The following is a 13,400-nucleotide window of genomic DNA, read 5'->3' on the forward strand; positions in this document are numbered from 1 at the left end:
CCTCTTGCACAATTAGAAACTCTATAGATATCATTCTTTCATTCAATATACTGTCGGTTAGAGTACTCCCATCTTGAAAAGGGGATTTTTACAATTGTATTTCTGCTTCTACGTCACCTAATCCATCAACTTTTTGGAAATAAAAAGGAGGACCTCCAAAATGGACGATCTCTCCGGTTGCACTTGTAAAAGTTAATCGTTCCATTTAGATCCCCGATTCTATTGCTTGCTGCTGTCCTACTTTTTTCAATGCCCGTGCGTTTTCACTTGGAGATAAAGCAGTTGGTGAATGTAAGTGAACTTCTTGTGTAAATCCTCCTGCAGCCAATTGATTTTCTTTCTGATGTATCCAAAGATCAATATCTAACTTCTGTTCAATCTGTCGTTTCAGTTCATCCATTTGAATCCCTACTTCTACAGATGAACGACTAATATTAATGTCAGACAAATCAAGCTTAAACCACTCGGTCATATTAGCAGTCGCTGATACAGCTTTACTCTCCATTGCATTAATACCAACAATCAAGCCTTTTACAAGATTTTTATCAATAACATCCCTCATCCATCTGGATGGTGAATGAATATCGAAAGCACTTTGAATCGTAGAACGAACAGAATCAGCAATCTCCTGAGCAGTAGATACTAAATTTCCTCTCATAGCATCCATACCATTAATTAAACCTTTAATTGCATTTTGACCGATTACGGGTAAAGATGCATTCATAGCATTGAATTCAGTAGTGGTACCTGTTCTAATTCCCTTTACTTTACCAACAAATTCATTTTTCAGTGACTCTAATTTTGTTTTAGTATTTCGACGAAGCTCATCGATTTTACTTTCAGTCTCAACCCTTAGACCTTCCATTTCAGAAACAGCTTGTTGTCGGGTAATATTAGACTTCTCTTTCTATAGTCCCTGAAATTCATTTAACTGTACATCACTCATCGAAATAAGTGCTTTTGTTTCAGCTAAAGCTTTAGGACCCATTGTTTGCAATTCTGCTATTAGCCCATCATCTACGCCCTTTGCAGCTAAAGTCTTCATGTTCTTTGCCCAGTCAGACATTATAGCTACCTGATTTCTTAAATTATCAATAAGAGATTGACTTGCAATCTCTTCCTTTCTCCCTAGTCTTGCAACCCGATGTAAATCAGGGTCATATTCTTTTAACTCATCTAGCTGTTCAATATAGCTCTCAGGCAAGAATAGGTTATCATCAGCAGTTGAATGGTGATAATATGTGTCTCCAAAAACGACTGTTCCCTTCTCATACAATTCGTTGTCATCCAACACAATTCGCTCGTTTTTCTCATCCTTAAAGAAATGCATATAGGTCCAGTTTTCTTCACCTATCGGATTAGTCGAAAGAATCATATGAAGTTTCAATGTAGGATGTCGCAAACGTCCGATTAACTCTTTAAATCCCTCATACTTGACTTCTGAACATTCCTCTAGCCATATTAACGACACATTATTAATCGACTTTAGTTGTGCTGGCTTATCCATGCCTTTAAAAATAATTCTAGACCCGCTCGAAAACTTTAGCTCATACGGACTTTCTTTTGGTCGTACCTTGCCTTTAGCAATCTTTTTCCTACCCGAATCATCCAACAGACCCAAATCCTCAATAATCTCAGTAAATAAAGAAAAGGTACTGTCCTTGTGTGTGTCATATACTTCACGAATCACAAGAGCCTTACGTTTTTCAGATAGCAATTTCAGTATGATTTTAAGTGCTACATGATAAGACTTTGAAGAGCCATAACCACCCATCAAAAATTGAAACTTTTGATTCCAGTCAAATAAAAAGTCCTCAAAATGCGGATTAACTTCTTTAGTAATATCCATTAACCTCTCGCCTCTTTTCGAGAGATAACAATATTAACTGCATCATCTGACCCATCATCATTCATGTTATCAATTTCAATTTCAGTTTTCTTAATGCTTAATCGCATCTGTTCAAGTTTGAGTCTGCGTTCATCCTCAACATCAGCTAATTCGTTGAATTACTTGATAAGATTTCTAAGTTCACTCATTGCCCTTGATTGAACGTTTAGAAATGTAGCATGACGATCCCAAGCAAATTGGAATTCGTATTCTTCTTCAGTTACCGATTTCTCAATGCCTCCACCTTCTTCTTTTGGAATAGGGTAATATTCATATTTAGCTTTTTTCAGCTCTTTGATCATCTCATTTTCATCAGAAACAAACATAATCTGTTGTGCCCGAATAATCGCTGCATATTGAATTTGTATTTGGTCAAATATTAAGTCGGCCGGTGATCGTTCTTGTATTTCTTCCATAATCTCTAAAGTTTCAACAGGAAGGAATTTTGAAAAGAAACCATGCTTTACCGCAGCCGTGTTCCGTTTTGTGAATTGATTCTGTGGATTAGGGTTTCCACTCCTTTTCCTTGATTCACTAGTAGTCGCATCTTTTTTAATGGTTGCAACCTTTTCATTTTTAGTTGCATCCTTTTTAGTCGGATCCCTTGACCAACCTTCACGGCTTTTCCTGCTTTTTAATGTACCTAATTTTACATCGTGCTTTTCAGATAAAGCAGCAAGTGTAATTTTTGTTGTTTCCCATTCTTCTCTTATTTCATTCCAATTCATGTCACATCACCCACCACCTCCATGTTTTTTAAAACAAAAAAGCATCCATAATGGATGCTTTGTATTTATCATAAATTTATTCAATAATTACATTAGCGAACTCTAAAACCCCAGATTGACTTGAATCTGTACCTTCTACTGCTAATTGAAGTTTACTTACATTTGACACATCTAGTTTTATAACACTAATGCTACTACCATCTGATCCAGTGGTTTTGAGAGTCTTATACCATGTACCATTAGCAACAAAAGAAATATGCAAGGGCTTGACCACAGATTGTTTGTCTACTTTTAATAAACCTGTTATTTTCTTATATTTATTATCCAAATTAAATGTCATACCCCCATAACCATCGGAATATGCCATGCTATAGCCTTTATCGTAAATCTCACCTCCTCCAAAATCCATTTGTTTATTTATATCAACTGTTACATTATGTTTTACAATTGGTTCCAGTATATCTGACATATAACCACGTTGCGGTTCCTCGCCGAAGAACAGTGTATCCTTAGAACGATCATAACTAGTTTTAATTTTTAAGAGATCACCAATTTTATTAATCGGAGTATACCTAATCCCTTTATAACTTAACAACAAAGGTACAGAAGTTTTACCTTCTTGATAATTTCCACTTAGTACATTACCTTGATAAGCTAATTTAGTTTTTAAAGGTGTAGCAGCATTTGATTTATAAGTTTGAATCTCTTTATCTTTGTTTGTGAGTTGGTTCTTATAATCCTTAACCTGCTTATCTTTAGACTTGATTTGCTCCTTTAATTTAGCATTCTCATCTTTTAAAGCTTTATTTTGCTTTTCTAAAGACTTTACAGAAGTCTCCGTCTTAGCTTCTACAGGTGTAGCTAGAGAAGTCATTAACATTATTACTAAAGATAAAAATAATAGCTTTCCTTTTTTCATAAATATTCCTCCTTAAGTTAGTACAAGTAATATATCGGTACATATAGGAAATTTTTTATAAAAAAGTTAAATCCAACAAAATTAATCAGTGGAGTCTCACCTTATTATTCCACACCTCCTGCCACCTCCATGTTGTTTTTAAGCAAAAAAGCATCCATTATGGATGCTTCGTGTTTACTGTAAATTTATTCAATGATTACATTAGCAAAATGTAAAACACCGGTTTGATCTCGTTTTGTACATTCCACCATTATTTCAAGTTTACTTACATTCGACACGTCTAATTCTATAGGAGTAATTACACCGTCTGTTGCAATCTTTTTGTAAAATCCATCCCTTTTATCGTCAGCAGTTACGAAAATATACAACGGTTGATTTACAGATTGTTCATCTATTTTTATTAGACCTGTCACTTTCTTATATTTCTTGTCCAAATTAAATTCCATAATCCCAAGACTCTTATATGTCATACTATAACCTTTATCGTAAATGTTACCATTTCCAAAATCCATTGGTTTGTTTATATCAACTGTTGTATTATTTTTCACAACTGGTTCCAGTATATCTGACATATAACTACTTTGTGACTCCTGACCAAAGAATACTGTATCACTAGAGCGATCATAACTGTTTTTAATTTTTAGTAAATTACTAATTGCATCAACTGGAGTATATCTAATCCCTTTATACCTTAACAGCAAAGGTACAGAAGTTTTACCTTCTTGATAATTCCCACTTAGTACATTACCTTGATAGGCTAATTTAGTTTTTAAAGGTGTAACAGCATTTGATTTATAAGCTTGAATCTCTTTATCTTTACCTGCGATCTGATTCTTATAATCTTTAATCTGTTTATCCTTAGACGTGATTTCTTTATCTTTGGACTTGATTCGCTCCTTTAATTTAGCATTCTCTTCTTTTAAAGCTTTAATTTGCTTCTCTAAAGACTCTATAGAAGGCTTAGGTGCTACAGTCTTAGCTTCTGCAGTTGTAGCTAGAGAAGTCACTAACATTACTAGTAAAAATAAAAATAATAACTTTCCTTTTTTCATAAATATTCCTCCCTAAATTAGTACAAGTAATATATCGTCACATAACAGGAAAATATTTATAAAATAATAAATATTTAACAAGTATATTTAATGGAGTCTTACCTTATTATTTCACATCACCTGCCACCTCCATGGTGTTTTAGATAAAAGAAAAAGTCACTTAAATAAATAAGTGACCAAACAGAAGGAATACAACAATGTCTAATGTATAGTATCAACTTGTATACATCGCTTCTTACTTTGCCGTAATACCATATTAACATGTCTTAAATGAAAAATAGTTCGCAAATTGTCCGCGAATTGTTCAAACAGCTAAATTAAGTATTATAAATCATCTAACTGAAAAAGGTCATCATATATCCAGTCTGCTAACTTTTCATACTGATCCTGTCTGTCTTTGTTTGTTAAATATTCATTGTTAGCAATAATATCAGCCTTTAGGATAGCCTTATCAAAGAATCTCTTATTTTCCGAAATACGGTAGAGTGCGTTATCAAGATAATCATTATCCCCCATGCGATAACGTCTTCTTGAAGGATGAGCTATGATATTTTCTATGATTTTATTCATATGATCTTGAACATTAACAGGAGAAACGTTGATCCCCTTATCCGAAGCAGCTATAAATTCATAACGTTTAGATGTTATTCCAGCCTCATTTAATTTGTCATTCAGATCATCTAATACTTCACTGTTTGTCTTAGGATTATATGCCTTCAAAAAAGCAGATGGATGTACTACACAAAATGTATTTCCTGTTGCTTCATAAAACTCTTCTACTAACTCTCTGCGTGCACTAATAACATTACCATTTGGATCTTTATATACCCAGTCAGCTTTATTGTCAGAGGTTAAAAAAATCACATTTCTTTCTTTTATTTCGAGTATATGCCTCCAAATAATGTAGTCTCCTTCACCATTGTTTTCTTTTTTTCCATCTTTATATCCTGGAGGCAAATTAAGTTTCTCTCGCTCTTTAAATTCCCTTAATAATTCAGTGTGTGACTCTAATGATTCAGGTTTATAATATGCTTCTTTAAATATTTTTTCGTATTTTTCAAGTATGGGGTCCTGTATGAAAAATGATTTTAATTCATCAATTAAACCTGTCAACTCTTCCCTGTATTGCTTAATTTCCTTGTTATAATTATCTTTAGCGTTACTAAGATTCGATTCTATATCACTGATCTTCCCGTGACTTTGTAGATATTCCATACTCGGGATTTTCATTTCAATCTTACTAACGTCTTTAACTGGTTGTAATCCATCTCTTGCCTGTTGAACAGCTCGAATGATTTCTACAATTCGATCTGGTCTATTTTTAAAAAATTCTTTTAGAACGTGAGATGGAATTAATAATCTTTGTTCCTCATGGAAAAACTCCAAAGCAGCAAGTAACTCTTTAAATGTAATATTCCTATATTGATAAGCAGCAAGTAAAACATTCGTATCAATTACAATAAGTGCTGTTTGAATAATATCCTGGAACTTCTTTGGCTGAAATAAATATTTTTCTATCTCTCTCAATCTGCATTCCCCTTTGTATACAGCTTCTAATTTTGGTAATTTCCTATAGATTATTATCCAATATTCTCATAAACCGTTCAATTTTTGCAAGAATATTATATAAATGAGTTCGTTACAATGGATAAGGAAACAAACTCATTTAACAGCTATAAACCTAATCTCCATCTATCTTTACTCAACTTCCTCTTTTCCAGTTTGATAACTTCTTTTTATAGCAAATTTGAAAACTTTATAAAAAAGAAAAAGCACCTCTGATGAGATGCTCTGCAAAATTATTTTTGTATTAGCTCTACTAATTTGTCACCAATTTCTTTTGTCGCTTTTTCAACTTGTTTCACACCGATCGCTAGTATAGAATCTCCTTGTGCACACTGCTTACAAAGAATACTTCTCTCTTCTACATTCATACTGTCCTTTATTAGAGTAGCGCCACGAACAAATGAAGTTATACCTTCTATTAAACGCTCATGTTCTTCAACGACTACTTCTGGTACATCACCATTCTTCAACTCATTTATAATGAATTGATATCTTTCAGAAACAACAGTTAATTCCTCTTTATAATTAGCTAATTCACTCAATATATACTTATGACCAGGATCTAATATAGGTATAAGATTAGAAGCAGAAATTATTAAATCCTCTAGTTTATCAAGCCTTGAAGCATACATAATATAATCTTTATTCATTTCTTCGCCTTCCTTTATCTACTTTGAAATTCGCCTCCAAAGTTATTATCGACGAATTCCAATACAAGTGAACTCCTAAAATATATAAAATTGCTTTATATCTTTTATATTACAAATATAGCATGTTTTTTCAAAGAATGTGTCCGCATTTAGTTCGCGAATCGTTCGTCAAAAGTTCGCGCTCAAAATTCACCTAGTAATGCTCCTAAAATCAATCGAAAGCCGATCCTTCATGAAAATCTATTTTTGTTGCAAAATCGCCTAAAAATAGCCCCTTGAATTAGCTATATCCTAGATTGTGTTGAATTCACCAAACCTATTTTATCCCTTGATGCATAAGCATTTTTAACTCTATATAAAAATGAATTGAACAATGTTCTTTTATAGCTAATTCATATAAGGTAAAAAAAGAAGCTTACCAGTTAATTTTTCGCTGAAGCTCATTTAAATCATCTTGCTCTATTCCTATATATCGCTTAGTTTCCTTAATGTCATTATGGTTTAAAGCTATTTGTAACGAGGCTAAATCATTGAACGTTTTATAATGATGATATCCGTATGTTTTTCTTAAAGAGTGAGTTCCTATTCTTTCTAATCCAAATGCTTCTCCTATTTGATTAAGAATGACATATGCCATGCCTCGTGTAATCGGCTTGTTTTTCTCTATACGTGATTTAATTAAATATTCATGTCTCGTCCTTCCTTTTGTATAAGATCGCACAGCTCTCTTTAACTCCGATGGCATTTTTATCTCTCTTGGCTTTCCAGTCTTCTTCTCTCGAATGAAGATATCCCAGCCCTGCACATCTTTTACTTTTAAAGAGAGAATATCTGAAATACGTAAACCAGTGTGAATTCCTAATAAGAATAAAATATAATTTCGATCATTGCTTTCTTTAAGATAAGCTTTAATTTCTTTCAGTAGTTCCTTATCTTTAATAGGTTGTACAAGGTTCATCCTGCCTTCGCCTCGCTTTTCTGATAAACTTCTACTTTTAATGCAAAAGCAAGGCGCAACATTGCTTCCCCTTTAATTTCATAATATTTCGTTTTCCCAACACCCATGTTCATCCAGATCTCTCTGTCATAACCTAATTCATCATGCTTTAAATATCTTTCAATAATAATGTGCCGTTCCTGATCTTTAAGTGTATTAACAGCATCATGTATTTCTTTTAAATAATCATTACGAAGTTTCTCATATTCAATTCTTTCTATAGCTGCATCTTCCGTACTAGAATGGAAAGCATTCGTATTACTTGGAGGAACAATTGAATAAGAAGCTGTTATTTTAGGCATTAAGTAAATAGGTAAAGAAATTAAATAGTCTCTATACTTAAAAAGCATCTTTTCTAATTCTTTTTTTGTTACTTTCTCATTAATTTTTGGCAAATCAGTATGTCGTTTCCTCATCAAATATCATCCTCCTAATATTTTCAAAAACAAAAAGGACACTGAACAAACGTATAATACGTTCATTCAGTGTCCTCCAGTGAGCTGGTAGAACTAACAAAAATTTATTTAAGTTAAACTTTCAAATATCACTTTCCTCTGTTTTATTTGTTTTTATTGTCTTAAGAGCAAATGATATAAATAATAATCCTATTGATATAAAAGTAAAAGAATCACTCATTTTCCCAATAGTATCCTCATCTGGTCTAACAATCCAATAAGAGAAACCAACCATTATAGATATTGGAATAGAAAGAATATAAAAAACACCTATTCCAAAAAAGCCAAATCTTCGAGACCATTTACCAGTATAATCCTCTATACTTTGATGTAATAAATCTCCCATCGAAAAGAATACTACGAATAAAGAACATGCGAGAATAAAAAAACTAGATAATTTAATCTCACTACTTATCCAAGAAAGTAAAAAAAATCCAAACGCTATTGAAAAAATTAAAAAAACATTATTACTTCCTTTCAAAAATCTTCCCCCTCATCAAACTTAACCCGTTTCACTTTCCCTTGATGAGTAATAATCTTTGTTTCACCATGAGAAGGTAATTCGGTTAACTTTGCTTTACCTTCGCACAAAACAATGGCAAAGCTACCTTTTAGTTCCATTATATCAATTTCTAGTCTCATAGTACTAGGATCTATTTCTATATCTTTTAGTCTCACCAGAATCACTCCTATGGTATAATTAAATTGGCTGGTCAGGAGTAATCCTGGCTTTTTTCATGTATTCCTATCGTTGATTCTTAATTTAATCTCTTTTCTAATGGACTCAATTACTGCATAAACATCAAACGGTGATGATTTACCATTTTCCCAATTCATAATTGTTCTGCGTTCAAAACCGATCGCTTCCCCTAATTGTCTTTGAGTCATTTGTACTGACTGCCTCATGAATCTTACATAATCGGCAAATTCTTCTGCTGTGATATCCTCCTCTATTTTAATTCAACTCCTTCTATCTTTTGTTTACTAATATCTCTCACATATTTTTTGAAAATTATCAATTTTCATGAAAAATAATCCATTTTACTCATATAATATCTCTAACCTTTATACTATAATCTTCTATGTCAGTTTTATATACCTATGTCTAAAGGATGATACTTTTGAAAATCGAAGCTTTAATACATCATATTAATCAATGTTGCACTAACAACAACCTTTCAAAGGCTCGGTCTATAATTGAACATAATTGGTCACTCGTCACAGAATCAAAAAATTATCTACTTTTAAATTTTATCGCTCAAGATTTAGTGAAGATTATTAAAGATGAGGCTCAAAACGCTCCATTTAACCGACTAAACCTTAATGAAAAGCAAATTTTAAATCAAATGAATCAGTTCGTTCGTGACCTTAGATATTTTCAAGCTAAACAAACCTACATAAAACATAAAGATTTATTTAATAGACCTGAGATTTATAGTTTGCTTACTGCTGACGCTAAGATATTGTGTGACTCGTTTATAAGTAATGACTGATTCTAACATGAGCAAGGTCTAATCCTTGCTTTCTTCTCCTAGTAATCAACTCCTTCTATCTTTTGTTTCCTTAAATAATCGAATTGCGTATTAAAGTATTAACATAACTCATTTTCAAACTGTTTAAATTTCGCTTATAATGGCATCAAACTGGAGGTGCTATTTATGACAAAGGATGAACAATTTATTGAAATAGCAATTAAAATGGCTTTAAAGGCTAGAGGAGATGGAAATGAACCATTCGGTGCTATCTTAGTAAAAAATAATGAAATTGTGATGTATGGTGAAAATAAAATAAATAGTTATTGTGATCCTACACATCATGCTGAAATCGGACTTATCCGTACTTTTTGCTCTGAAAACAACATCTTTGATCTTAACGAATATACTTTATATACTAGCTGTGAACCTTGTGTAATGTGTACAGGAGCAATGGTATGGTCTAATTTAGGGAAAATAGTCTACAGTGTATCTCATGATCAATTAGCCGAAATTGCTGGCAGTAATATAATGATTTCATGTAGAGAAGTTATCGAAAAAAGTCCAAATAAGCCAGCCATAGTAGAACAAGTTTTAAATACCGAAGGGCTAAAAGTATTTGAAGGATACATATTTTCTCACTAAATTGAAATTGTATTTCCGCTGAGACTAATGCCTAATGGTACTAGTCTTTTTCTATTTCACATTTTCATCTGCTATTTAACACTTCCTACCTTTTGTTTACTAAAATAATGACTCTTGATAAAAGCCTGTTTCAGCAGCCATAGGATTAATCCACAATACCTCTTGTCTTTTTGCTCCTGCCTCTGCTGCTACATCCAATGTTTCTCTTCTCCAATGTTTCAACCGATCATCGTAAATATGATGAGCATATCCGGAAAGTAATACCGGTCCCGGATGAGCGTCTAAAACCTCTAATAGTTCGATATGGTCATCAATTGTCATTTCATGCTTATAATGTCTCTTCGTTCGAGTCTCGATAATATAAGGAGGATCAGCATATATAAGTACTTCTTTTCTCTTATAGCGTTCAAGTAGTTTGACAGTTGCTAATTCATCTGGATAGTCACGAATTACCTTAAAAAGATTAACCGCACTGCTATCCATATCATTAATAGGTTCAATGATTGAAGGACCTTTATTAAAAAATACTGCTCCGGATCCAAAGAAAGGCTCTAAGTATGTCTTATGTTCCGGCATGTGGGAAATTATCCAACTGGCCATACTCCATTTACTCCCGGGATAATGTAATATTCTTAGTAGTGCTATAATAAAAATCCTCCTTTCTAGTAAACTGATCTATCATTTTGTTTCATAAATTCTACAAGAGACAACCCTCTGAAAAACTAATCGGTTTATTAAAACGAATGCGGTAACCTTCTTCTCTATATTGCTTTTGAAGTTTCTTCGCTTTTTCAACTAAAAATGCATTATTTAAATGTCTCCATCCCCAATTTTTAGGATCGTTCTTTTCAGAAATTTCTCTCCTTCCTCATATAGAGACAATATACAAAACCCTCACTCCTTTTTAGCGAAAACGATTAAATAAGACTATTAACTTGTCAATACTTTTTCACTATTTATATCTGAAATATTAAATTTTTATAAACATATCCTTTAATCACTAGTAATCACCTGTGAAATGTTTATAATTTAAATATTAATCTCATCAACTATAAAATTTTTCTATAGTAGGACCTATGAAAGAACTAAAAGACATCATGTTAGACAAAGAGTGGGAAGAACTAATCATACTTGCCTTAAACGCTGGTATAACAGTAGAAGAGATAAAAAATTTTTTCTCTCATCCTTCAAAAACCAGATAGTTATCTTATTAAGTCATATGTGATTTTACCACCAAACCATAAAATATTTTTATAGGTGCTTTTATGAATGAACTAGATAAATTAAAAGAAATACTTTCAGAACAAGAATGGGAAGAATTAGTATCACTTACTCTAAGTACAGGGATGACTTTAGAAGAAATTAAAGAATTTTTCCCCATCCATTTCGACCTTAAATAGGTCGCTTTTTTTATGAAACATTTTGCTTAATTAGGTTAATAAATTTAACTTTATTCCACTTAGATATATCTTTCTAACTACTTTTAAAACTTCTCAAAATAGGTATTTTAACCTATAATGTATTTGAGTGCGGAAACACTCAAACTTACCTGTTTTAGAGAAGAATGGGGGCCCTTAAGCTAGCCGTTTTACATATTGAAGCTTAAGGGTTCTTCTCTTAATAAATCACACTGCATAATACTTAGACATCTTTATCAACCAGCTGAATATAATAAATTAAACTCAGAAACGTCTTTCTACTCATTGCTACCTTGGAACAGGTAGCTTTTTTATGGAATGAATTTCTTTAAAAAGTTCGGACATACTACTAATGGGTACAAAGAAAATACTATTTCTTATTACTTAATTAACTACTTTCTTTTCTTTGTACCTTTATAGGCGAATTAATAACTTCAAACTGGATATACTAACTGCTGGTACAAAGAAGAACCGAGTTTGATTTCCTCCTATGAAATCTATTAGACATCTCCTTGTACTGTTCCTGAATATATCGCTTATTTTAATTAATAACTCAAACTAATTAATACTTAGATGTTTCATTCAAATCGTACTTGGGTATATCAGTTATTAGTGCAAGGATTACATAAGCTCCCACTTCTCTTATCCAATATCCTTGCACTTTCCCTCGAAACATATTTCCTCTTTTTTTCTTTAACTTTAAATCAATATTTCCGATATATAAGTCAGAGGTGTTTCAATGGTTAATTTAGAAAAATACATCATAACTGGATTAATTGGATTTCTTCTTATATTAATTTTTGTTATATTAATTGCGTTTTAATTGCCTTTATAAATTTATTTGCGAAATATGCAGGCACACTTAGTGCGATAATATTCCAGTAAGGATCATCATTACGATGGTCTTTTTACTTACATAAGGAAACTTAATAATTCTTTTGTTTAACTCTAGCCCTCCTCTCATAAATTCCAATTAATGCTATTCAATATTTTTCTATTGAGTTAGTATTATATTGAGGTGATACTATGGTCTTTATTTTTATGCTTGTTAGTTCTATACTCGGTTACTTTCTTTACGAATATAAAGGCGCTTTAGTTGGTGCTGGCTTTGGTTTACTGCTTTTTATCTCTTATCAACTAGAAATCATTACAAGCCACATCAAAAAGCAGAAACATACTTCTGACAAAGAACCTGATATTTAGGTTCTTTTCTATGTGTAGATGGAGCCTGGTTATTCGTATTTGCCAGCTTGTTTTTTAATGATTTATTTGTTGCCAACTTTACCCCTCCTAGCTAATTTCCTCGATTCCAAAACGACGGTAACTTGTTTGCTTAACTACTTGCTCATAAATATTAGGAAACTGTTCTTTCAACTTTTTGCTGTCAATGCGATTAGAAGTGATTGGCTTCCATTCCGTTTGAAAGCTCTTAACAAAGGCCAATTCAGCATCTTTCATTTCGTTTTTTATCTGATTTTCAATTTCTTTTACCTGTTCATCTAAAGCTTTAATAGAATCCTTTAATGAAAGATACTGATCGATTTTTTCCTTATATTCAGAAGTTAAATCAACAGATTTCCCTTTCTCTGCCTTCTCATATTTCTGTTTGA

General features: G+C 32.3%; 15 protein-coding genes and 3 pseudogenes. 4 read left to right on the forward strand and 14 right to left on the reverse strand.

From position 1 onward, the window contains the following. Positions 1 to 205: 205 nt before the first annotated feature. From BFA01S_RS17590 to BFA01S_RS22545, 12 genes and pseudogenes are all read right to left on the reverse strand, one after another. Positions 206 to 865, reverse strand: coding sequence for a phage tail protein (locus BFA01S_RS17590; RefSeq protein ID WP_066233738.1), 660 nt, complete (start codon positions 863 to 865; stop codon positions 206 to 208). Positions 866 to 1,126: 261 nt separating this feature from the next. Beyond that, positions 1,127 to 1,843, reverse strand: a pseudogene (locus BFA01S_RS17595) (PBSX family phage terminase large subunit); the annotation flags it as partial. A 5-nt stretch (positions 1,844 to 1,848) separates the two neighbouring features. Then, positions 1,849 to 2,616, reverse strand: a pseudogene (gene terS / locus BFA01S_RS17600) (phage terminase small subunit). Between the two features lie 76 nt (positions 2,617 to 2,692). After that, entirely contained in the window at positions 2,693 to 3,535 is an 843-nt protein-coding gene (locus BFA01S_RS17605) for a hypothetical protein (protein WP_066233742.1), read from the reverse strand. A gap of 185 nt (positions 3,536 to 3,720) precedes the next feature. Continuing rightward, on the reverse strand, positions 3,721 to 4,587 hold the full coding sequence (locus BFA01S_RS17610; protein WP_066233746.1) for a coiled-coil domain-containing protein: 867 nt from the start codon (positions 4,585 to 4,587) through the stop codon (positions 3,721 to 3,723). A 324-nt stretch (positions 4,588 to 4,911) separates the two neighbouring features. Beyond that, entirely contained in the window at positions 4,912 to 6,114 is a 1,203-nt protein-coding gene (locus BFA01S_RS17615) for a PIN domain-containing protein (RefSeq protein ID WP_066233750.1), read from the reverse strand. 272 nt (positions 6,115 to 6,386) lie between these two features. Next, positions 6,387 to 6,803: a hypothetical protein gene (locus tag BFA01S_RS17620; RefSeq protein ID WP_066233753.1), complete on the reverse strand. Its 417-nt coding sequence runs from the start codon at positions 6,801 to 6,803 to the stop codon at positions 6,387 to 6,389. A 415-nt stretch (positions 6,804 to 7,218) separates the two neighbouring features. Next, positions 7,219 to 7,761 (reverse strand): tyrosine-type recombinase/integrase, encoded by a 543-nt coding sequence (locus tag BFA01S_RS17625; RefSeq protein WP_066233756.1) that lies wholly within the window; start codon positions 7,759 to 7,761, stop codon positions 7,219 to 7,221. Continuing rightward, positions 7,758 to 8,216 (reverse strand): ArpU family phage packaging/lysis transcriptional regulator, encoded by a 459-nt coding sequence (locus BFA01S_RS17630; RefSeq protein ID WP_066233759.1) that lies wholly within the window; start codon positions 8,214 to 8,216, stop codon positions 7,758 to 7,760. Before BFA01S_RS17630 ends, BFA01S_RS17625 begins: the two co-directional genes overlap by 4 nt. A 121-nt stretch (positions 8,217 to 8,337) precedes the next feature. Then, the gene (locus BFA01S_RS17635; RefSeq protein ID WP_066233762.1) at positions 8,338 to 8,736 is read right to left on the reverse strand and encodes a hypothetical protein; all 399 of its coding nucleotides are present in this window, start codon (positions 8,734 to 8,736) and stop codon (positions 8,338 to 8,340) included. Further along, positions 8,733 to 8,933 carry an XtrA/YqaO family protein gene (locus tag BFA01S_RS17640; protein ID WP_066233765.1) on the reverse strand — a complete coding sequence of 67 codons (201 nt, stop codon included), beginning with the start codon at positions 8,931 to 8,933 and terminating at the stop codon, positions 8,733 to 8,735. The genes BFA01S_RS17635 and BFA01S_RS17640 overlap by 4 nt, the downstream gene beginning before the upstream one ends. Positions 8,934 to 8,990: 57 nt before the next feature. Continuing rightward, entirely contained in the window at positions 8,991 to 9,161 is a 171-nt protein-coding gene (locus tag BFA01S_RS22545; RefSeq protein WP_156483860.1) for a helix-turn-helix domain-containing protein, read from the reverse strand. Positions 9,162 to 9,376: 215 nt separating this feature from the next. Here BFA01S_RS22545 and BFA01S_RS17645 point away from each other — a divergent pair, with 215 nt between their 5' ends. Together BFA01S_RS17645 and BFA01S_RS17650 are read left to right on the forward strand one after the other, a co-directional pair. Beyond that, complete coding sequence (locus tag BFA01S_RS17645) at positions 9,377 to 9,748, forward strand: hypothetical protein (protein WP_066233770.1); 372 nt, start codon at positions 9,377 to 9,379, stop codon at positions 9,746 to 9,748. Positions 9,749 to 9,913: 165 nt separating this feature from the next. Then, on the forward strand, positions 9,914 to 10,372 hold the full coding sequence (locus tag BFA01S_RS17650; RefSeq protein WP_066233773.1) for a nucleoside deaminase: 459 nt from the start codon (positions 9,914 to 9,916) through the stop codon (positions 10,370 to 10,372). Positions 10,373 to 10,471: 99 nt separating this feature from the next. Here the strand turns inward: BFA01S_RS17650 and BFA01S_RS17655 are convergent, their stop codons facing one another. After that, the gene (locus BFA01S_RS17655) at positions 10,472 to 11,017 is read right to left on the reverse strand and encodes a DNA adenine methylase (protein ID WP_082800061.1); all 546 of its coding nucleotides are present in this window, start codon (positions 11,015 to 11,017) and stop codon (positions 10,472 to 10,474) included. 452 nt (positions 11,018 to 11,469) lie between these two features. On the opposite strand from BFA01S_RS17655, the gene BFA01S_RS22090 reads away from it, so the two are divergent. Continuing rightward, complete coding sequence (locus BFA01S_RS22090; RefSeq protein WP_235843058.1) at positions 11,470 to 11,574, forward strand: anti-repressor SinI family protein; 105 nt, start codon at positions 11,470 to 11,472, stop codon at positions 11,572 to 11,574. Between the two features lie 63 nt (positions 11,575 to 11,637). Next, positions 11,638 to 11,772, forward strand: coding sequence for a hypothetical protein (locus BFA01S_RS23520; protein ID WP_268874888.1), 135 nt, complete (start codon positions 11,638 to 11,640; stop codon positions 11,770 to 11,772). A gap of 1,308 nt (positions 11,773 to 13,080) precedes the next feature. On the opposite strand, the pseudogene BFA01S_RS22925 reads toward BFA01S_RS23520, so the two are convergent. Beyond that, positions 13,081 to 13,400, reverse strand: a pseudogene (locus BFA01S_RS22925) (hypothetical protein); the annotation flags it as partial.

This window comes from Metabacillus fastidiosus NBRC 101226 (assembly GCF_001591625.1).
GTDB lineage: Bacteria > Bacillota > Bacilli > Bacillales > Bacillaceae > Metabacillus > Metabacillus fastidiosus.

Coding starts and splice junctions, on each gene's coding strand:
- BFA01S_RS17590 (WP_066233738.1), bottom strand. CDS start 865: ATGGAAGGTCTAAGGGTTGAGACTGAAAGTAAAATCGATGAGCTTCGT.
- BFA01S_RS17605 (WP_066233742.1), bottom strand. CDS start 3,535: ATGAAAAAAGGAAAGCTATTATTTTTATCTTTAGTAATAATGTTAATG.
- BFA01S_RS17610 (WP_066233746.1), bottom strand. CDS start 4,587: ATGAAAAAAGGAAAGTTATTATTTTTATTTTTACTAGTAATGTTAGTG.
- BFA01S_RS17620 (WP_066233753.1), bottom strand. CDS start 6,803: ATGAATAAAGATTATATTATGTATGCTTCAAGGCTTGATAAACTAGAG.
- BFA01S_RS17625 (WP_066233756.1), bottom strand. CDS start 7,761: ATGAACCTTGTACAACCTATTAAAGATAAGGAACTACTGAAAGAAATT.
- BFA01S_RS17630 (WP_066233759.1), bottom strand. CDS start 8,216: ATGAGGAAACGACATACTGATTTGCCAAAAATTAATGAGAAAGTAACA.
- BFA01S_RS22545 (WP_156483860.1), bottom strand. CDS start 9,161: ATGAGGCAGTCAGTACAAATGACTCAAAGACAATTAGGGGAAGCGATC.
- BFA01S_RS17650 (WP_066233773.1), top strand. CDS start 9,914: ATGACAAAGGATGAACAATTTATTGAAATAGCAATTAAAATGGCTTTA.
- BFA01S_RS22090 (WP_235843058.1), top strand. CDS start 11,470: ATGTTAGACAAAGAGTGGGAAGAACTAATCATACTTGCCTTAAACGCT.
- BFA01S_RS23520 (WP_268874888.1), top strand. CDS start 11,638: ATGAATGAACTAGATAAATTAAAAGAAATACTTTCAGAACAAGAATGG.